Source organism: Pseudoalteromonas sp. (assembly GCF_036960685.1).
GTDB lineage: Bacteria > Pseudomonadota > Gammaproteobacteria > Enterobacterales > Alteromonadaceae > Pseudoalteromonas.
On record NZ_JBALXK010000007.1, the window covers coordinates 154,669 to 174,274 of the forward strand.

19 protein-coding genes are annotated in these 19,606 nt (G+C 40.8%); 4 read left to right on the plus strand and 15 right to left on the minus strand.

The genetic code is table 11. The annotated features are described in order from the left end of the window. Positions 1–5: 5 nt before the first annotated feature. From V7783_RS08455 to V7783_RS08515, 13 genes are all read right to left on the minus strand, one after another. The gene (locus V7783_RS08455; RefSeq protein ID WP_335678352.1) at positions 6–977 is read right to left on the minus strand and encodes a porin; all 972 of its coding nucleotides are present in this window, start codon (positions 975–977) and stop codon (positions 6–8) included. A 189-nt stretch (positions 978–1,166) separates the two neighbouring features. Continuing rightward, entirely contained in the window at positions 1,167–2,534 is a 1,368-nt protein-coding gene (locus V7783_RS08460; RefSeq protein WP_335678353.1) for a sigma-54-dependent transcriptional regulator, read from the minus strand. Beyond that, positions 2,531–4,282: a sensor histidine kinase gene (locus V7783_RS08465; protein WP_335678354.1), complete on the minus strand. Its 1,752-nt coding sequence runs from the start codon at positions 4,280–4,282 to the stop codon at positions 2,531–2,533. Before V7783_RS08465 ends, V7783_RS08460 begins: the two co-directional genes overlap by 4 nt. Positions 4,283–4,318: 36 nt before the next feature. Then, positions 4,319–6,307, minus strand: a complete 1,989-nt coding sequence (locus V7783_RS08470; protein ID WP_335678355.1) for a TonB-dependent receptor plug domain-containing protein — start codon at positions 6,305–6,307, stop codon at positions 4,319–4,321. A 119-nt stretch (positions 6,308–6,426) separates the two neighbouring features. Beyond that, positions 6,427–6,690: a CBU_0592 family membrane protein gene (locus V7783_RS08475; RefSeq protein ID WP_064665100.1), complete on the minus strand. Its 264-nt coding sequence runs from the start codon at positions 6,688–6,690 to the stop codon at positions 6,427–6,429. 260 nt (positions 6,691–6,950) lie between these two features. Then, complete coding sequence (locus V7783_RS08480; RefSeq protein WP_335678356.1) at positions 6,951–7,475, minus strand: hypothetical protein; 525 nt, start codon at positions 7,473–7,475, stop codon at positions 6,951–6,953. A 67-nt stretch (positions 7,476–7,542) separates the two neighbouring features. Further along, positions 7,543–7,905 (minus strand): hypothetical protein, encoded by a 363-nt coding sequence (locus V7783_RS08485; protein ID WP_335678357.1) that lies wholly within the window; start codon positions 7,903–7,905, stop codon positions 7,543–7,545. A 406-nt stretch (positions 7,906–8,311) separates the two neighbouring features. Next, complete coding sequence (locus tag V7783_RS08490) at positions 8,312–8,563, minus strand: hypothetical protein (RefSeq protein ID WP_335678358.1); 252 nt, start codon at positions 8,561–8,563, stop codon at positions 8,312–8,314. A gap of 60 nt (positions 8,564–8,623) precedes the next feature. Continuing rightward, entirely contained in the window at positions 8,624–9,028 is a 405-nt protein-coding gene (locus V7783_RS08495) for a DUF1761 domain-containing protein (RefSeq protein ID WP_335678359.1), read from the minus strand. Positions 9,029–9,217: 189 nt separating this feature from the next. After that, positions 9,218–9,748, minus strand: a complete 531-nt coding sequence (locus V7783_RS08500) for a response regulator transcription factor (RefSeq protein ID WP_335678360.1) — start codon at positions 9,746–9,748, stop codon at positions 9,218–9,220. Continuing rightward, positions 9,745–10,986 (minus strand): ATP-binding protein, encoded by a 1,242-nt coding sequence (locus tag V7783_RS08505; RefSeq protein WP_335678369.1) that lies wholly within the window; start codon positions 10,984–10,986, stop codon positions 9,745–9,747. Before V7783_RS08505 ends, V7783_RS08500 begins: the two co-directional genes overlap by 4 nt. 53 nt (positions 10,987–11,039) lie before the next feature. Then, positions 11,040–11,447, minus strand: a complete 408-nt coding sequence (locus V7783_RS08510) for a nuclear transport factor 2 family protein (protein WP_335678361.1) — start codon at positions 11,445–11,447, stop codon at positions 11,040–11,042. An 8-nt stretch (positions 11,448–11,455) separates the two neighbouring features. Next, positions 11,456–12,766, minus strand: coding sequence for a metal-dependent hydrolase family protein (locus tag V7783_RS08515; RefSeq protein ID WP_335678362.1), 1,311 nt, complete (start codon positions 12,764–12,766; stop codon positions 11,456–11,458). A gap of 153 nt (positions 12,767–12,919) precedes the next feature. Between V7783_RS08515 and V7783_RS08520 the strand changes: the two genes are divergently transcribed. Together V7783_RS08520 and gloA2 are read left to right on the plus strand one after the other, a co-directional pair. Beyond that, positions 12,920–13,993, plus strand: coding sequence for a ketoacyl-ACP synthase III (locus V7783_RS08520; protein WP_335678363.1), 1,074 nt, complete (start codon positions 12,920–12,922; stop codon positions 13,991–13,993). 94 nt (positions 13,994–14,087) lie between these two features. After that, entirely contained in the window at positions 14,088–14,474 is a 387-nt protein-coding gene (gloA2, locus tag V7783_RS08525; RefSeq protein WP_064665115.1) for an SMU1112c/YaeR family gloxylase I-like metalloprotein, read from the plus strand. On the opposite strand, the gene V7783_RS08530 is transcribed toward gloA2, so the two are convergent. Further along, the gene (locus tag V7783_RS08530; RefSeq protein WP_335678364.1) at positions 14,471–15,832 is read right to left on the minus strand and encodes a leucyl aminopeptidase family protein; all 1,362 of its coding nucleotides are present in this window, start codon (positions 15,830–15,832) and stop codon (positions 14,471–14,473) included. The two genes, gloA2 and V7783_RS08530, sit on opposite strands and share 4 nt — an antisense overlap. 94 nt (positions 15,833–15,926) lie before the next feature. Further along, positions 15,927–16,376: a hypothetical protein gene (locus V7783_RS08535; protein ID WP_335678365.1), complete on the minus strand. Its 450-nt coding sequence runs from the start codon at positions 16,374–16,376 to the stop codon at positions 15,927–15,929. Between the two features lie 152 nt (positions 16,377–16,528). On the opposite strand from V7783_RS08535, the gene V7783_RS08540 reads away from it, so the two are divergent. Both V7783_RS08540 and V7783_RS08545 read left to right on the plus strand, forming a co-directional pair. Continuing rightward, positions 16,529–16,711: an oxidoreductase-like domain-containing protein gene (locus V7783_RS08540; protein WP_084447991.1), complete on the plus strand. Its 183-nt coding sequence runs from the start codon at positions 16,529–16,531 to the stop codon at positions 16,709–16,711. A 315-nt stretch (positions 16,712–17,026) separates the two neighbouring features. Continuing rightward, complete coding sequence (locus V7783_RS08545; RefSeq protein ID WP_335678366.1) at positions 17,027–19,603, plus strand: TonB-dependent receptor plug domain-containing protein; 2,577 nt, start codon at positions 17,027–17,029, stop codon at positions 19,601–19,603. Positions 19,604–19,606: the final 3 nt, after the last annotated feature.

Below are 19,606 nucleotides of genomic sequence, written 5' to 3' on the forward strand. Positions count from 1 at the left end.
ACCTCTTAAAACTTATACTTTAAGCCAAGCGCAAGGCTGCTATCGGATTTCGTTTCTAAATCAAGATCGGTATAAAATAAATAGGCCGTAGTTTGCTTATCAAAAAGGTAATCAACCCCTGTAGTCCATTGCTGGCCTGTCTTAGTGCCGATATGATGAATTCCCGACTCATCTCTTACAAACTGCACTTTTGGCAGCCATTTATCTAGTTTATAGCTGGCACTCAGTACATAGCCATTTCCCGACTTATCACCTAATTCGGCGGTTTCGCTGCGCTGAATGATCGCACCCAATTGTAAATTATCGAGTAACCATGCTGCGGCGATACGAGTGGCAGTGATATTATTTAATGAATCAACATGGCTTAGTGCAAGGTAATAATTTTCATTTTTTAAATTACGATCCCCGTACATAACTGTGGCAGCAAAGCCATCCTTGCCACTAATACGGTCATCTTTGGGCGCATAAGTTAATGATAATTGCGCGCCAGCAAAAGATTTTGAAGTATAAGTAATGGTATCGCCAATTCGAGCTTGGCCTGGCAGTAACTGTGCAATATCGGCTTGGGTTTCATTAAAATTATCAATTTTACCTTCCGAGTACTTAAAGCGCGTATCGTTACGGCCAACCACCACTTCACCAAAGTTACCTGATAACCCTAAGTAGGTGTTTCGTGCGCGAAAAGGGTCACCTAAATCATCGTTTTCAAAACCTTTAACTTGCACTTCATATTTGAAAACGACGTTAAGCGAATCACTAAGGCCGTGCTTTCCTGTAATGCCGATACGTGAAAAAGGCGCATCGATTTGCGTGCCTTCTTTTGCAAAGCGCATAGTGCCATTATCCGTTTTAGCTATTTGCACTTCAGCTTTGCCATAAATATCGTATTCAACGGCGTGCGCCGTTTGTGTAAAGCCTGTAACACCCAAGGCGCATGCAACAGATGCAGAGATTAATTTTTTATCTATTCTTATCATTGTGTGTGCTCTTATTATTAGGATTGTTTGTTGTTCCTAACAATAAAGGCAAGTTTACTGCCAACTCATCAATTTAAATAAAAAGATATAAAAATCATAACATTAAGTTAAATTTATATTTTAAATTCAATTTAACTGTGCGGAAACCCACACACTTAAAAACCAGCTTTGTCACTCATTCCACCCATACTAATCAGTAAACATATCGCGGTTTAGGGCATACTTACTCATTTTGTCATACAGGGTTTTACGCGCTATCTGTAACGTATTCATGGTATCTTTAATACTGCCTTGATGGCGTTCAAGCGCTTCTTCTATTAAAGATTGCTCATAAAAGCTTACTTTTTCCGCCAAGCTCAAATCCTGCGATAAATCATTTCCATTACTTAAACTGGTATTAGGAAACGCTAATTCAACACCGAGTAGCACAGCGCGCTCTGCTTGGTTTCTTAACTCTCGAACATTACCTGGCCACTGATAACTTAATAGCCGTTGTAATATATCACTGCTTAATGGCGCCGGGGGTTTATGAAATCGCGTTGCCGCAATTGAGCTAAAGTGCTTGAATAATAATGGAATATCAGCTTTTCTATCGCGCAGTGCAGGAATGCTCACTTTGACCAAATTGAGGCGATAATATAAATCAGCACGAAAATCGCCTTTTTCAACCAACGCCAATAAATCAACTTTCGTTGCCGCGACAATCCGAATATCTAAATCAATGGCGATATTCGCACCCACAGGCGTGACTTTGCGCTCTTCTAACACCCGCAGTAATTTAACTTGTAATGAGGCTGGCGTACTTTCTATTTCATCTAAAAAAACCGTCCCCCCTTGGGCAAACTCAAACTTACCTTGGCGACTTTGTGTAGCCCCCGTGTACGCCCCACTTGCGGCGCCAAATAGTTCGCTTTCAATCAGTTGCTCTGGCACCGCGCCGCAGTTAATTGCCACAAAGTTACTGTTTGAGCGATTACTCTGATCATGTAAAAAACGTGCCACTAGCTCTTTACCCGTGCCGGTTTCGCCTTCAATCATCACATCGGCGGGCGTATCGATCACAGCATTAAGCAAGTGCATCATTTGCTGCATTTGCACTGTTTCACCAAGAATACGCACACCCGGTGCCGAGGTTTTCTCAACGGCAAGTTTTAATGCGCGGTTCTCCATGACTAAAGCGCGCTTCTCACATGCCCTTGCGATACAATCGAGCAACTGCTCATTAAGCGGCTTTTCAAATAAATCGTAAGCGCCTAACTGCATCGCTTTAACAGCAACGGTGACATCAGCAAAGCCGGTTAAAAAAATCACCGGCAGCTCACTATCAAAGGCTTTGACTTGCTCTAGAAAAACCAAACCGTCCATTTTTGGCATATTAATATCACTGAGTACCACGCCATTAAAACGACGATTAAGTTTTGAAAGCGCGCTGACTGGCTCATTAAAACACTGTACTTGATACCCTTCCAATGTCAGTAATTGGCTAAGTGAATCGCGGATCATCGCTTCATCATCAATGACAATGACCTGTTTACAGTCACTTGCTAAAGTGTTCATAACGCTCCTTTGGTATTTGCTAGCGTAATAATAAATTGCGCCCCACCATCTGGGCGGTTATGGGCAGTTAAACAGCCATTAAATGAATTAATAATTTGTTTCGAAATAGATAATCCTAAACCAAGGCCATTGGTTGATTTAGTACTGTAAAAAGGTTCAAAAATTGTACCTAATGCATGTAATTCAATGCCAGGACCGGTATCTAAAATAGACAGTTTTACACGTCCATCGAATTGCTCTATTTCAAAGCTTAACTCACGTTTAGAGCTTTGCGCCATGGCATGGCTGGCATTGGTGATCACGTTCACCAATACTTGCTCAAATTTAACACCATCCACCCACACTTTTATTGTGTCAGCAATCTCTGCATATTTAACTGTTACATCGTCACGCTTGAGTTGGGGTGAGGCGATCACCATGGCATTTTTTAATAACTGTGCGAGGCTTTGCTCTCTAAGTTGAGTTTGCGCGGGCTTACTAAAGTGTTTTAATTGGCCTACAATTTTATGGACTCGTTCAATCAGAGATTGCACTATTACTATATTTTCAGCCGCTTGTGTTAGCTCGCCTTTGGTAATTAAGCGTTTTGCACTGACTAAATAAGTGCTCATAGCACTCAATGGTTGATTTATCTCATGATTAATACCAGCGCTCAACTGACCTATGGTTGCCAGCTTTGCAGATTGAACTAACGCTGTTTGAGCTTTTTCAAGTGCATGAGTGCGCTCTATCACTTCTTGTTCCAGACTATGGCGCGAATAAAGCAGCTTTTTGTAACCGGCGAAGCGCGCCATTAAACTATAAAAAATCAGTAATGCGCCAGCATAGATAACCGCTATCCATACAAGCCGCGGGAGTTGTGCAATATTCACTGACGACATATCCACCAGCACTGTCATGTGTGCTTTTAAAAGGTTGATCGCAGCGGTTGCCGGCACATATTTACTTCGTTTATTCGCTTCACTTATATGTAGTATAGGAACGCCATGACGAATCTGTTGCTGCGCATCGATCACCTTCGGCATGTAATCTAAATAACGGCGGCTGTTAGTAAAGTACTGCTGCTTAGCATCATCTATTGGCTGCATTGTATTTAGCCGCCATGATTGAATGTCTGACATTGCAATAACATTATCGGCCAAGCTTAAATAAAAATGGCTTGCCTGTGAGGTATTTAGTAATTGTCGATCGCTCTCAAACTTCGACACATTTACTTTTAACACCACTACACCAATCACATTATTGTCATGATAAATAGGCTCTGAAAAATAAATCCCGCGCTCGTTTGAGCGCAGCCCCAAAGCAAAATACGCAACTTTTTCACCTGCCAAGGCTTGATAAAAGTACGGTCGAAATGCAAAGTTATTGCCGATATAAGTGTAATCCAACTGCCAGTTACTAGAGGCGACTACATCTCCTGCATTGTTGAGCACATAAACATCTGACGCGCCACTGGCTTGTTGTATATCAGCCAAGTAATTATTAATAGGCTGCACAGCTTGATTGTCATCACTTAAATTCATGTCACTAATAAACGCTGTAAGCAACTGGTTATCAGTCACTAAATGGGGAATGGCGGCAAAGCGAGCAAGTTCAGTATCAAGGTAGTGAGATAATTGGTTAACTTGGCGCTGCGCTTGGCGCTTAGCTTGTGTTAAATCATAGTGTCGACCAAATAGAAAACTAAGTAATAACAGCACGATTAAAATGGCAACAGCTAATAATATTTTTCGGGGGACACGCAACATGAGCAACCAAAAGACGTATTGCTACGCCTCAATAATTTAAAATTTGATTTGGTAGTGTACCGAGTATTCACTGCCGACACCAGCAACAGCACCATCGGCCATTCTGGGATCAAACACATCATAACGTTTATCTAACAGGTTATAGGCTTTGAAACTAAGTTGACTACGTGCTGAAAATTGCCAGCTGACTACCGTACCAAGTAAAAAATACTCTGGTTGTGTAAAGCTAATAGTGCTGCTTTGCACATTTACCTCGTCACGCCATACACCATTAATGCTCAACAACCATTGTTCATATTCATAGTTGGCTATAATGCTGGCAAAGCGCTTAAAAGTGGGCTGCATGGGGGTATCAAAATACTGGGTATAAGTCGCTTCCACTGAAAAATCGTTATCTAGGCGTAACATACTATCGAACTCAAGCCCTCGGTTTGTGTCATCAAGCTGGTTTGCAAAGGTAAATTTAGTATTATCTGCAAGCATGGGCACAAGACTTATGAAATCGTTTAATTGGTTGTAAAACAGCACTGAATTAACATGCCAATCTTGTTGTTGGTAACGCCACACCAACTCAGTGGTTTTAACGTATTCTGATTTTAAGCTTGGGTTACCGATTGTCACGTCATCGTTAGAATACAGTTCATTAGTCACAGGGGTACGAAACGACTCGCCATATTGTAATTTTATCGTATGCGCTAAAGCGGGTTTGTAGATTGCAGCGATTCGCGGCGACAACTTACTGTCTAAATCTTTAACGTCATCAAAACGCGCTCCTAAAAACAAGGTGAATTGCTCGGAGTAAGGCACTTTCACTTGTCCATAAATACTGCGGGTTTCAAAAGTCGACCGCAATTGCTGAAACGGCGCATACTCTTTGATAGTAACAATACCACCTTGATAGAACTGATCTGCTTCGATTCTTGCACCGCTGTTTGCATCAAAATAATTAGTGCGCACATCTGCTTTTTGTTGCTCTGCATGGCTATATTCCAGCCCAGAATTAAATAACCAACCATTATCAAACTCATGACTGGCATCGAGATTAATCGTCAAGTCACTGGTACGCCACGCAGGACCAATAAAAGAGTCATAACTTGCCAGTGGCAGACTATCCGCGATAGCAATTAACCCCGCACTTTGTATCTGATGCTGGGAGTAGGCAACTTTACTCGAAAATGTACTTGTATCAGTATCAAGCCAATCATAACTTAAGGAGATAAACACATTTTCACTTTGGTGTTGGTTATCCTCAGAGTAACCGCCCAGGTTCAAAAAATCATTCAACTCAACTTGATTGTAGCGCCCTCTCACAGCAAGCTTTTCAATATCAAGCCCGGCTTCTAGGTAAATGGATTGCAAAGGATCTTTCACCCCTTGCGGGTAGCGCTCCCCGCTTTTGCGGTTGTAAGCACCATTAGCAAAAAGATGTGTTTGCTCATTAATTTGCTGACTAAGCGAAAATGCAGCGCTTGCTTGACCAACATTCCCCACTGCCAGAGAGATTTCATTAGCATGGCTTTTAGTTACAATGTTCATCACCCCTAAAAATGCATTACTGCCATAAAGCGCAGAGCCTGGGCCGCGGATGAATTCAACTTTATCAATCACTTCAACAGGAATAAACGGCATATAAACAGACGCTTTACCAAATGAAGATTCATTCAAGCGCTCACCATTGATCATCACTAAGATATTACCGCTATCAAGGTAGACACCACGGGCATGATCTTTTGGCACCGCACCAACCCAATCACCACGAGTAGATTGCATACCAGGCACAAAATTCATCAGTTCAAAGGCATTATTAACGCCAAGCAGCGCTATTTTTTTACGATTAAATACAGTAATTGTTGAAGGGGCTGAGGCGAGCGTTTCGGTGGTTTTTGAGGCGATATCAACGTGAACTTCGAGTAAATCTTCAAAGCTCAGGGCAAATAAGTCATCTGCTTGGGTTGCCGCTTCCGTTGCCAATAAAGGGATTGTGTAAATACACAAAAAAAGACACGCAGTTTGCTTTAAAGTCATTACGCCGTTTTACACCTATATTTTTTATTATTAAAGCTACATTTTAAATAACGTAGCATTTACAATATTAATACAAATGTGAGACGGCGCGAGCGTTTTTCTCTATTAATTTAATAAATTTAAGCGGTTGCAGTCGTTTGCTTCGCTTTTAAATATTTATATAAGCCAATTAACGAGGCTGCGATCCAAAATATTTCAATCACAAAACTTGCCAAATTAAAGTTATAACAAAGACTTATAAGTAACAAGATAGCACCTGACAAATTCATCATGTTATATAAAAGCCCTGTTGGTGTGGCCTTACCTAGTTGCAGCATAAAAAACGCACCAACCACTAAAAACGTACCAGTCATACCAACAATATCAAATAAAAGTGCAATCACGGGTGTCCCCTATCCTTTTTAATCATACCCAAAACACTGGCCCATTCCATGGGGAGGGTTGTTTTCAATCATTGAAACAGCAAACCGAGTAAGTTTAGCAGGGTAGGAAAATTGCCACAGGATAAATGTCCGCTATTAAATTTGAATGCTACTTTTAGGAAATCAAAACTTGATAAATAGGCGGTTAATATCGCAAGTGCCTTTACTTCCTGCAGCATAAACAAAAAGAAAGACCTAACCCCGTTTACTTTTACATTAGTTTAATAATCCGGCAAAGCGAGTAAGTCATCAACTATTCCAAATTTACTATGTAATGAAATTATTGCTGATTGATTTCCATTAATCATGTAGCGAGTATACATATCGACAGCATAAACAACATATTCAGTACCTTTATCAAAATTCAATCTATCTCTTTTTATTAGCGTAGTATATGTTTTGACCTCAAGAGGTTTAAATATTACGTCTTCTTTAAGTGGTCTAAACTCTACATTTTTAAACGGTAATGGATTCTCAAACGGGTTACTCGTTGCATAAACATCTTTTGCCTTGTAGAAATTAAAAGCATGCTCAGTAAAATGAGTTTCATCAAAATAATTTGAAATTACCTTAACTTCAAATGCAGTATTATTTCTTAAAACAACACTCGTATTACAATATATCGAATCACAAATTGTATATACTACGGCTTCAATAGCTTTAGGTGGTTTTTCAATCGTATTTGAAAAGCATACCTGTGAATTAACTATTAAACATAATAGAGCTAAAAATCTATATTTTGACATTCTATTTCCTTGATGCACTATCGCAAATCGCAAAATTTGTGCCTTTCCTATTTTACTTTGCGAACACTTACTTCCTACTAAAAAACTCACCGAATATTTTACATGCATGATCAGCAGCATAACTAAAAAATGTAAGGAAAAAATAAAACAATAACGACAATGGTACTATTACCGTTAATAACCCCCAGTCATTCGAACTATAAGAGATTTTGCAAATTGTCAATGCAACTATTGAAAACAACCATAGTAAAGTAAATGCATTTTCTTTCACATCTTCAAAAAGAAAGCTCAAAGAAAAGAAATTTGATTTAGAACGGAAAATATAAAAAACACAAGTAGCTAACGCTATGGCTATCCCAAGTTGGTGGTTTAAACTAATCACCAATAAAAATTGAAATATAATAAAAATAAAAATTACTTTTTTAATCATTTTTATTCCTTAGTGATTCTAAAACTATTTACAAAACGCGACACAGCTAGAGTATGTTTTCTTTGTCCTTGCATATACATTACCCCATACCTAACTTCGTAAGAAGCTCCATGTGCATCTATAGAAAATGAATATAGACGATGCTCAATTGCATATACCCAGCTCCGTGTAACTTTGCACCGAAAGTACTTCTTAAAACCTCTCAAAGATGCAGCTCTCATTGCTTCACTTTTCGAAGTAGACCAACCCCAGATACCATCAACATCATAAAAAACTGTACAATTACTCTTTAAAGTCGTGTCAAATTACACAGGTTAGGTTTGTTTATACTTAAATCAGTTAAAGCAACAATTAGACTAAAAAATACTTACACCAAAAAATATGAATATACGATCAAATTAAGTAACTATTTAAACGTCACTTTTCCGCCGATCATTTTATACGCTGGTGCGCCTCGGATAATTGCTTCTCGAGCAAAAGGGCGTGAGCAGTTGGGGCATACGCAAGGAATTGTGGTGAAATCTTGGCTGATACGTTCGATAAAACATTTAACTAAAGCCCCTTTGCCACCTTTGCGGTATTTGAATAACTGGGCTTTACATTGACTGCAAAAAATATCGACGGTTTTGGTGGGGCCTTTTTTATTCGGTTTTGCCATTATATTGTTACTTCTAGTCCAAACACGCTTATATAATCTATAGCGACATAGACTAACAGCTTATGGCCACAGACCCAAAATTAAGCCCATTAGGGTAAACTGCAAGATATGGTAACCGCTATTGATTAAAAACAGTTTTAACGGTCGTTGCTCAAAAATATAACCAATCCCCATTGAGCTACTAACCCAACAAACACCAATGGCAAATCCCACAGCAACTGCAATGCCTAAGTTAGGGTTCGGCCCTAAAAACAGCGATAAACTGAATGCAATAAACAACGATAAAACAAAACTCCCGCCAAATACCCATTTAGGATTAGTCGCTTTTAAATCAAGTTCTGTTAAGCCACACCCTTCAAGCCATGCCCGTTGAAATAGCCACGGCGAATACCAAATGCCGCCTAACATAAAAGCAGACATGGCTGCAAAAAATACGGCTGCAAAATCTAGTTGAGATAAATCCATAGCGACTGCTTATGCTGATTGCAAAAAATACAATGATATTTTTAATGTAGTTAATGAACGCCATTGCAGCAACATCGAAACGATGAATAGCTTATTGTGTTATTCACCGTTAGGGCTAATATAGTAAAAGCAATTTATAAGGTAGTACTATTTCACTAGATTCAGGGTTGAGTCTTGCAACACGCTCGGTTATTGCTGCACTGGTTTTTTTTGCAGTTTGCGCTGCAAGGTACGTCTGTGCATATTAAGCTGGCGGGCCGTTGCTGAAATATTACCTTGGTTAGCGTGCAACACTTGCTGAATATGTTCCCATTCTAAGCGCTCGGCAGACATAGTTTGCGTATCTGTCACCACTAATTCAGTATTAGGTTCTGCTGCGCCATTCAATGCACGTAACAATGTCAGCATATCAACCGGCTTTGTTAAATAATCATTTGCGCCCTTGCGCATCGCCTCTACCGCAGTGGCAATACTGGCAAACCCAGTTAGTAACACAATATGGGCTTCAGCCAATAAAGCACGCAGTGGTGTAATAAGTGCCAGACCATTATCATCGGCTAATTTCATATCGAGCAAAATATGACTGGGCGCATAATCACTAGCAGCACGAAGCGCCTGTTCTTTATTATGGGCAAGCTGACATTGAAATCCTTGCTTGGTTAAGCGCCGCGCTAAGGTATTGGCGAGGTTAATATCATCTTCAATAATTAATAATTTCATGCTGTCTCACTGACTTGATCGCTTAGCGTTAATTGCACTTTGGCAACCGCACCACCTTCTGGGTGGTTAAATAGTGTTAATGAGCCCTGTAAGCGCTCAAATGTGACATTAGAGAGCATAACCGCCAGCCCCATGCCTGTTTCACTGGGCATTAGCTGACCACCTAATTCAGCTAATTGCGCTGCGCTAAAACCTTTTCCAAAGTCACGGATAATTAAATTCACCGATTTAGGGCTCTTGGTACTGTGTTGCCAGTTTAATTCTAAGTTTTGTTGCTGTGCTTGCTGATTGGCAAACGCGGCATTTTGCAACAAATTTAAAATAGCCGGTAGTAACATGACATCATTAGCGATCGAGTAATTTGGCGTATCATTTAACCACTTAAGCTGTTGATCTGGATATTGTAACAGCATGGTATCTGTAATTTGTTGCGCCAACTCAGGTAATGACACCGCTGCGGCAACGGTTTGTGTGCGTAACTCAGATGACAAAACACGAAAGTGGTCTAGTTGCTGGGCACATTGCTGAAGCGGTTGCTGCATGTCTTTGACAATTTCATTATTCGGTTGCTCTTCAGTTAGCTCTTCATACAGTAATTGTAAATTAGCAATGGGACTGGCTAGTTGATGAGTAATTTGCGCCGCAGCACCATCAAGCATAACCAATTGCTCTGCACGTAGTTGTTTTTCACGAACACTGGCAATGGTTCGCTCTCGTGAATGCAAAGCACGGTTCATGGTGCCTATAACCAACGCAATTACGCTGGCGCTGATCACAAAATTTACCCACATACCCACAAAGTGACTGGTCATTTGCATATGATGCATACTGTGCTGCGGCATTTTAAATAACAAAATGCTGTATGCGGCTATCGCAAGTAAAGCTATGTAGGCCAATCCCCTGGCGCTTACGCTAACAGCAGCGATCATAATAGGTAACAACAGTAATGATACAAATGCGTTGGTTGCGCCGCCGCTGAGCGATAACAACACTGACAAAAACAACACATCAGCAGTCAACTGCAGCAACATACCAAGCTCTTTCGCTTTATTGACATTACGATAAGCAATCACGCTTAATATTTGAAATACCGCTTCAAGGGCAATCACCACCAACAAAGACAGTAAGGGGATTTGGTGCTCTAATAGAAAATAAACAGCAATGACCGCAATGAGTTGAATAGCGATTGCGCCGCTGCGTAACATCAGTAAGCGACTGATGGCCGGATCTGTGCGCATTAAAAACGCCATACATAACTACCTAAAAATATGCCTAATATAAGCGGGTTAAACTAATCATCATCCATGGAAATACTGAATACCGCGCACGGAGTGCCTTGATGAAACACCATTTTCCATTGGCCGTCGTCGTTTAAGCGCCAAAGCGACATACGTAGTGAATAATTAAATTCCGCCCGCGCAGAGCGTCGAAACGCTGCTTGGTAGCTAAGTTGGGCAATGTCATCACTTAGCATCCGGCCTTTAAAATGCTGATTATAAAACTGCGGCACCACTTCTGTGGGTAACCGCGTTAATACTTGGTATTTATTAAACACAGTGCCATTGCCTGCAATCTCAATAAAATCATCATCAAGTAACTTATCAAGTGCTTGCTCAGATTGACGAACCTCTGGATCTAATAATTGGCGCTCAGCATCAATCAAATGATTAAACAATGACGCCTTGATTTTGCTGCCCATAATAGTTCCTACAATTGTTTATATACTTGCCCTGCTTTCATCACAAATTGTACATTTTTCAATGTACTTATATCATCCAGCGGGTCACCATTGACACTGATGATATCTGCTTGTTTACCAACACTCAACTGCCCTAGCTTATCTTGTTGACCAAGCAGCTTGGCAGCATCAATCGTCGCTGACCTAATAGCTTGCTTTTCAGTCATGCCGTATTTCACTAACCATAAAAACTCATCGGCATTATCACCGTGACGCGACACGCCTGAGTCTGTGCCAAAAGCTATATTAATATTATTTTTTAACGCCAGTTTAAATGATGCTTCAACTTGTGGCACTACAGCGCGCACTTTGTCGGCAATCGCCACTGACATATTAGGGTTACTTAGCACTTCTTTGCTGACCGTCTGCCCAGCTAATAATGTAGGCACTAAGTACGCATTATGTTTTTTAAACAGTTTGATACTCTGCTGATCTAAGTAAGAGCCATGCTCGATTGAATCAACACCTGCTCGCAACGCGGCTTTTACGCCTGATGTACCATGTGCATGTGCGGTAACACTTCGTCCTAGATTATGTGCAGTATCAACAATTGCCTCAAGCTCTTGATCTGTAAACTGCTGACTAACCCCTGCGGCAGTATTACTTAATACGCCGCCAGTTGCGGTGATTTTAATCACATCCGCACCTGATTTTATAACTTCACGTACAGCACGACGGCAATCATCTGCACCATCGCACACACCTAAGCCACCACTTATTACATCACTAATATCTTTACGGTAACCGTGTAAATCAGCATGTCCGCCAGTTGGCGTAATGGTATTACCTGCAGCAAATATACGAGGCCCTTGAATATCTCCACGCTCAACCGCTCTTTGTAGCGGAAATATCACTTTATAACTGCTGCCTAAATCACGTACCGAGGTAAAACCGGCATCAAGACTACGCTGTAAATATTTAATCGATCGCAGCGCATAGTCCGCTTCATACTCTGTAAGCCATCGATGAGGGTTTGTGTTTGCATCGCGCTCAAAAGTAACATGCACATGCATATCAATTAAGCCTGGCATCACAAACTGATCTTTTAAATCAATAATTGTCGCATTTGGCAATTTAAGTTCGCCGATGCTGATATAGCCTTTTTCAATGCGGGTAATTATGTCATCTTCTATCACTATTGTTTGTTGTTTTTCCAGCGCTTGTTCAGCACCTGCTAACAATGAACCTGCGTAAATAACCTGTGTTTGTGTTGCAAAACTCGACGCCGAACAGACCAAAGCGCTAAGAGAAGCTAAAGTAGTGATTAATTTTTGTTTCATATTTACCTCATTTTTCTACTACCATTAGCCTAAATTACGTTTGATTACCACTATTTACGACATAAACTCAGCGATAAACTAGTCTTAGAAGTGGATTTTTGGTATAAATCAAACATAGATCACACATGTCTGACCACTTAAAGAGAGCACACTATGACTTACGCACACATTACCGGTTGGGGTAAATGTATTCCACCTGCGCGTATTAGCAATGACGAGATCAGCCAATTAGTTGATACCAATGATGAATGGATCACATCCCGCACGGGTATTAAAGCCCGTAGAGTTAGCCACGTAAGCACTGCTGAGCTTGCCACTGTGGCAGCTAAACATGCGATAGCCTGTGCAGGGATTGATGCTAAAGACATCGATCTTGTGTTACTCGCAACCTGTACGCCCTCTACTATGGTGGCAAACACCGCTTCATTAGTACAAAAAAACATTGGTGCAGTTGGTGCAGCCGCTATGGACACTAATGCAGCCTGCTCTGGTTTTTTATATGCTATACAAGCAGCTACAGCACAAATTCAAGCTGGTATGATAAAAAAAGCCGTCGTAATTGCTGCTGAGCGCATGACCTGGTATGTAAACTGGGATCGCCGCGACAGTGCAGTGTTATTTGGTGATGGCGCCGGTGCTGTGGTACTTGAAGCCGCCGATACGCCAGCGGGTTTACTCGCGACAAAAACAGGCTGTGATAGCGAAGATCGTGATATTTTGCATATCACCAACTTTGGCAGTGACTTAGATAAATATGTGCCAATTGGGCCATCTGATTTATTGTTTGAAGGTCGCGAAATCTTTAAACGTGCAGTCAAAGGCATGAGCGAAGCTTGTGATGATGTACTCACACAAGCGAGTTTAAGCCTTGATGACATCGATGTACTTGTGCCACATCAAGCAAATTTACGTATCATTCAAGCCATTCAACATCGCTTAAAAGTGCCGGATGAAAAAGTCATGGTTAATATTGGCGAATACGGTAATACATCGGCAGCCACTATTGCGATCGCATTATGTGAAGCTGTAGAGCAAGGATTAATTAAACCTCATGCGAATATTATGTCAGCAGCATTTGGTGCAGGTTTAACTTGGGCTGCTAGTTACATAAAATGGGGTGAACGTGTTACGCCAATCAGCGTTAGCGATGCAGCACTGCCTGCGTGTGACAAAACTGGTTTAGAATTAGTTGCTCCAGCGGTAGCTGCGTGTAAAGGGACTGATTAATCACATACAGTATCTATTAAAGCGCGACTGTCGCGCTTTATTTAGCTCGCTAGAATGGTTAAATATTTAAGTCGATTGGTATTATTGGAACAATATGAAACTACTCGCGATTCATCACGTTGCTATCATTTGCAGTGACTATCAACGTGCTAAACATTTTTATACTCAAATACTTAAGTTACCCATAATTCATGAACAATACCGTGCTGAACGTGACTCTTATAAGTTGGATTTAGCGCTACCAGATGGTAGTCAAATAGAATTGTTCTCATTTGTTGGGGCGCCAAAGAGGCCCAGTTACCCTGAAGCTCAAGGCTTAAGACATCTTGCGTTTGCAGTTGCTGATATTAGCCATGCAAAAGCTTACTTAGAAGAACATGCAGTCGCAGTAGAAGAAATAAGAGTGGATGAAATCACCGGGAAGCGTTTTACATTTTTCGCCGACCCCGATGATTTACCTCTAGAGCTTTATGAAGCCTAGTGAAAACGGCTTTCTAGATAATTAAATACAGCGCGGATCCCTAAAGCTTCACCGCCTACAGGGCGCCCTGGTAATGAACGTAAGTTCCATGCCATGACATCAAAGTGCACCCACGGCGTTGTTGGCTCTACAAACTCTTTAAGGTATAAAGCAGCCGTAATTGCGCCGCCAAACGGGGTGCTTGCACAGTTTGCTAAATCTGCCACATCACTTTTTAATAAGCTTTTGTATTGTTCAAACAGTGGTAATTGCCAGACCGGATCACTTACTGCAATGCCCGCATCAATAATGCCATTAGCAACATCACGATGAGTTGAGAAAAACCCTGGTAATTCAGTTCCTAAAGCAATACGACAAGCCCCCGTCAAAGTAGCAAAATCAATCAGTAGTTGCGGTTCATCATTTTGCGCTTCAGTTAGTGCATCACACAATACTAGACGTCCTTCAGCATCGGTGTTGTCAATTTCAACCATAATGCCTTTACGGGTTTTAATCACGTCTCCTGGGCGAAATGCATTACGAGATACTGCATTTTCAACAGCCGGCACCAACACACGTAAACTAATTGGTAAATTAGCCGCCATGATCAACTGCGCAAGGCCAATCACATGCGCTGCACCGCCCATGTCTTTTTTCATATTGCGCATACCTGAGCTTGGTTTTAAATCTAAACCACCTGAATCAAAACACACGCCTTTACCCACTAAAGTGACAAGCGGAGCATCGGCTGCCCCCCAACGTAAATCTAATAAACGTGGTTTGTTTTCACTAGCACGGCCCACCATATGAATCGTCGGGTAATTTTGCTCTAGTAACTCATCCCCTACCCACTCACTAAAACTACCGTCGTAAGTATGTGCAAGATCAGCCATCACTTGTGATAAGTGCTGCGGCATCATGTCAGCCGCTGGTGTGTTAACTAAATCTCGCACTAAGTTGATGGCATTTGCTTGCTGATTAAGGCGCGCATAAAGTGTTGCATCAGCTATCGCCAATTGTGCTTTAGCAGCACCTTTAGCTTTATATTCACTAAACTCATAGCCACCCAACATAAAGCCCAGTGCAATCTGCTCTAATTGTTGTTCGTACTCTTGCACTTGGTAAAGTCCAGCAGGCAACTTGCTCGCCAAATCCCCAGCTAACCAAAAATCGTCTAGGCTATTAACTAAACAATACACCTGACTTAGTGCGCCGGTTTGAGGGTCAACCACCAGTGCCAAACCTTGCTTAGCAAAATCGCAGCTATTCAGCCAGCTTTGTAAAAAAGTAGATTGCTGCTGTTGCCATGCAGCTAAGTCATTTTTAACAACAAAAGACAGTGGAATACCAGATGTACTATGACGAATTAATGTACTCATTAAATGACTCATTTAAAATAATAGGATGATCAAGCATATCAATAACACAGCGTAAAAGGTATAGCGTAGCGGCTATCCTTTTCAGTGTATGACATTATTTTTTTACAGTTGGTTTTACACTGTGCTTTGCGGTTTCTTCACTTGCCTGTTTTTCTAGTTGTTCTTGGACAATTATTCGATCAATGTCTTTAAGCGGTTTATTGATGTTGAATGAACTTGGTAAAACATCTACACCCACCCATTGACCGAGTTTCACGACTAACGGAATGGTCACTGGAGCAAATGGTAAAACCGCAAAAACCCCTAACCCGAGGCCTTTGAGAATATCCACAAACTGGGCATTGGCTTTTTGTAAATCTTCTTTGCTAACTTCGCCTTGAGTATAGCGACGATAAATCGTGAGCATTTCTTTGGTTTCTTGTTTTTCTTGCGCCAGTGCAATTTTAAGTGCAACCATAGCTCGCTTAAAACGCAATTGTTGGCGTTTTGTAGTAATTTTTGCCACTCTAATTGGGGCACGATGAATAACTTTATATAGTCGCATAATCGCTATTCTCACATAGCCGTAACACTTCACAAAGCATAATTTGCTGCTGTGAGGTATAAATGGATCAACGGTGTACCTTTACTAGCAAAGCAGCATTATTAAGTATAAAATAGTTCAGCAAATCACTCATTCTTTAGTAACTGTAAATAATGACAAAAACACAACAAAATAAACTTGCTGTTACAACAAAAAGTTGTATAACAAAACCAATCAGGCCCGCTTCAGATGAATGCTGTGGTGGGGGCAGTTGCTGCCCGTGTGTATGGGATGAATACAAGGAAGAATTAAAAGTTTGGCGACTACAAAACCTTGAACACAGCGAAAATTTATAATACACACTTGTTAATTTTACTGAACAATATTTAACCTCAATAAATTACCTTATCAAAATAATTATTTATTTTTTCATTTATTTTAGCCTAACAATTACACTTTTTACCTTACCCATTGTTTTTAAGTTAAAAAAACCATTATTTTTCATATGGGTAGCTAACTTTCAATTTTCCTCTATATAAAAAACAAAAAAACTCAATTTATTTAACACCTTGCACATTTATTTAACAATCTGTATAAGTTCAACTAACCATTTGTCTTGATAAAAATCATTTGGTTACATAACTATTACAATTCTAACTGGGGAAATTAGAATGAAATTGAAAAATAAAGCGTTAACTCATGCAGTTAAACTTGCACTAACCGCGACTACCGCGGGTCTATTTATTTCAGGAACTGCACTTGCCGCAGACGAACAAACTGAAACCACTAAAGTTAATAAAAATGTCGAAAAAATTGCTGTAGTGGGTACCCGCTCGGCACCACGCTCTATTGGTGATTCACCCGTACCTATTGATATCATCGGTGGTGAAGAACTGAGTAAATCAGGTAACACTGATATGCTGGAGTTATTAAAAGGTGCCATTCCATCATTAAACGTACATTCTATGCCAATTAGTGATGCGGCATCTTTAGTGCGTCCAGCTAACTTACGTGGCCTACCATCTGACAGTACCTTGATCTTACTCAATGGTAAACGTCGTCATCGTGCTTCTGTTATTGCCTTTTTAGGCGGTGGTATTAACGATGGTGCTCAAGGCGCTGATATTTCAGTGATCCCAAGCATTGCTCTAAAGCAAGTTGAAGTATTACGTGATGGTGCTGCCGCGCAGTATGGCTCTGATGCTATTGCAGGGGTTATCAACTTTGAACTAAAAGACGCCTCTGAAGGCGGGACATTTGAAGTGCGCCATGGTCAATATTTTGAAGGCGACGGCGATACAACACAAATTTCAGGTAACGTTGGCCTGCCATTTACTGACAGCGGCTTTGCTAACTTAAGCTTTCAATACAAAACAGCGGATGCAACGAGTCGTTCAGTGCAGCGTGCTGATGCAGCAAACTTAATTGAAGCTGGCGTGCCAGATATTGCACCAATCACCCAAGTATGGGGGGCACCAGAAGTTAATGACGATATTTCAATTTTTGGTAATGTTGGCCTTGAACTGACTAATAGCTCTGAATTTTATATGTTCGGTAACTACTCTGAGCGAGATGTGCGTGGTGGCTTTTACTATCGTAACCCACATACTCGCCCAGGTGCATATTCTAATGATGGCGGTGAAACATTACTAGTCGGCGATCTTACTGGCGATATGAGCGGTAACTGCCCTACCAACATCATGATTGATGACAACGTACTTGATAACCCTGACTACATTAGCCAAGTTGCTAATAACCCAGATTGTTTTGCTTTCAACGAAATTCTACCTGGCGGTTTTACCCCTAACTTTGGTGGTAACATTACCGATACATCATTGACTATGGGTACTAAAGGCGAATTTACCGACGGTATGCTTGAAGGCGCCTACTACGATTTAAGTGGTACTGTTGGCTTCAATGAATCTCGTTACTTCATTTATGACACAATTAATGCATCGTTAGGCCCAGATAGCCCGCGTGATTTTAGCCCTGGTAAATACTCCCAGTTAGAGAAAAACTTTAACTTTGATTTATCAAAAGGTTTTGATTTTGGTCTAGCGTATGATGTAAATGTAGCCGGTGGTCTTGAGTGGCATGAAGAAACCTTCACAGTTACTTCTGGTGATGAAGCCTCTTTCATTGCAGGCCCGCTAACTGAGCAAGGCTTTGGTATTGGCTCAAATGGTTTCCCTGGCTTTAAACCGTCAGATGCGGGTGAATACACACGCCGTAACTATGCAGCTTATGTGGATATTGAAGCGCCATTTACTGAAGACTTCTTAATGGGCTTAGCGCTGCGTTATGAAGACTACGATACCTTTGGCTCTACCGTAAATTATAAGTTAATGGGTCAATACCATTTAACTGAAGATTTAAATATTCGTGGTTCAATTAGTACTGGTTTCCGTGCGCCAACAGTTGGTCAAGCCAATGTAAGTAACGTACAAACAAACCTAAGCAGTGGCGTACTGGTAGATTCTGCTTTATTACCACCAACAAACCCTATTGCCATGCAATTAGGTGGTACAGAGCTTGAACCGGAAGAATCGAAAAGTTATACATTCGGTGCCGTTTATACACTGGGTGAAATATTCTTAACGATTGATTACTACAACATTCAAGTTGAAGATCGTATCAGCCAATCTGAAAAAATCGAGCTAAGCCAAGCTGATAAAGACACCCTAGAAGAGGCAGGTGTGCCTAACGTACAAAGCTTAGCGCAAGTTAGCTTCTTTACTAATGACTTTGACACAACCACCCAAGGTGTTGATTTTGTTGCAAACTATGCAACTGATTTATTAGGCGGCAGCTCTACATTTAGTTTAGCGTACAACTGGAATGAAACAGAAGTAACTCGTTCAACTGATATCACTGGTGCATTTAAAGTAAGCCGTTTAGAAAACGATTTACCAAATCACCGTGGCACATTGACTTGGTCACAACAGTGGGAAAGTTTCTCAATGTTTACTCGCGCAAATTATTTTGGTGAATACCAAGGTGTGCACGTAGATTATGACGAAACAGCAAAAATGGCCGATGCAGCGATCACCCTTGATGCTGAAGTCACTTACTTTTTCAATGACTCTATTAGCTTCTCAGTTGGTGCGCAAAACCTGCTAGATCAAGAAGCAGAGAAACTTGATTTTACCGTTGCTCCTAATAATAACTGGGGTGGTAAATATTATGAAACATCGCCATACGGGATTAATGGTGGTTTTTATTATGCCAAAGCAACGTATACTTTTTAAGCG

What these genes read in the sequence shown, in the direction of transcription:
- V7783_RS08455 (WP_335678352.1), bottom strand. Translation starts at nt 977, where the DNA reads ATGATAAGAATAGATAAAAAATTAATCTCTGCATCTGTTGCATGCGCC.
- V7783_RS08460 (WP_335678353.1), bottom strand. Translation starts at nt 2,534, where the DNA reads ATGAACACTTTAGCAAGTGACTGTAAACAGGTCATTGTCATTGATGAT.
- V7783_RS08465 (WP_335678354.1), bottom strand. Translation starts at nt 4,282, where the DNA reads ATGTTGCGTGTCCCCCGAAAAATATTATTAGCTGTTGCCATTTTAATC.
- V7783_RS08470 (WP_335678355.1), bottom strand. Translation starts at nt 6,307, where the DNA reads ATGACTTTAAAGCAAACTGCGTGTCTTTTTTTGTGTATTTACACAATC.
- V7783_RS08480 (WP_335678356.1), bottom strand. Translation starts at nt 7,475, where the DNA reads ATGTCAAAATATAGATTTTTAGCTCTATTATGTTTAATAGTTAATTCA.
- V7783_RS08485 (WP_335678357.1), bottom strand. Translation starts at nt 7,905, where the DNA reads ATGATTAAAAAAGTAATTTTTATTTTTATTATATTTCAATTTTTATTG.
- V7783_RS08490 (WP_335678358.1), bottom strand. Translation starts at nt 8,563, where the DNA reads ATGGCAAAACCGAATAAAAAAGGCCCCACCAAAACCGTCGATATTTTT.
- V7783_RS08495 (WP_335678359.1), bottom strand. Translation starts at nt 9,028, where the DNA reads ATGGATTTATCTCAACTAGATTTTGCAGCCGTATTTTTTGCAGCCATG.
- V7783_RS08500 (WP_335678360.1), bottom strand. Translation starts at nt 9,748, where the DNA reads ATGAAATTATTAATTATTGAAGATGATATTAACCTCGCCAATACCTTA.
- V7783_RS08505 (WP_335678369.1), bottom strand. Translation starts at nt 10,986, where the DNA reads ATGCGCACAGATCCGGCCATCAGTCGCTTACTGATGTTACGCAGCGGC.
- V7783_RS08510 (WP_335678361.1), bottom strand. Translation starts at nt 11,447, where the DNA reads ATGGGCAGCAAAATCAAGGCGTCATTGTTTAATCATTTGATTGATGCT.
- V7783_RS08515 (WP_335678362.1), bottom strand. Translation starts at nt 12,766, where the DNA reads ATGAAACAAAAATTAATCACTACTTTAGCTTCTCTTAGCGCTTTGGTC.
- V7783_RS08520 (WP_335678363.1), top strand. Translation starts at nt 12,920, where the DNA reads ATGACTTACGCACACATTACCGGTTGGGGTAAATGTATTCCACCTGCG.
- gloA2 (WP_064665115.1), top strand. Translation starts at nt 14,088, where the DNA reads ATGAAACTACTCGCGATTCATCACGTTGCTATCATTTGCAGTGACTAT.
- V7783_RS08530 (WP_335678364.1), bottom strand. Translation starts at nt 15,832, where the DNA reads ATGAGTACATTAATTCGTCATAGTACATCTGGTATTCCACTGTCTTTT.
- V7783_RS08535 (WP_335678365.1), bottom strand. Translation starts at nt 16,376, where the DNA reads ATGCGACTATATAAAGTTATTCATCGTGCCCCAATTAGAGTGGCAAAA.
- V7783_RS08540 (WP_084447991.1), top strand. Translation starts at nt 16,529, where the DNA reads ATGACAAAAACACAACAAAATAAACTTGCTGTTACAACAAAAAGTTGT.
- V7783_RS08545 (WP_335678366.1), top strand. Translation starts at nt 17,027, where the DNA reads ATGAAATTGAAAAATAAAGCGTTAACTCATGCAGTTAAACTTGCACTA.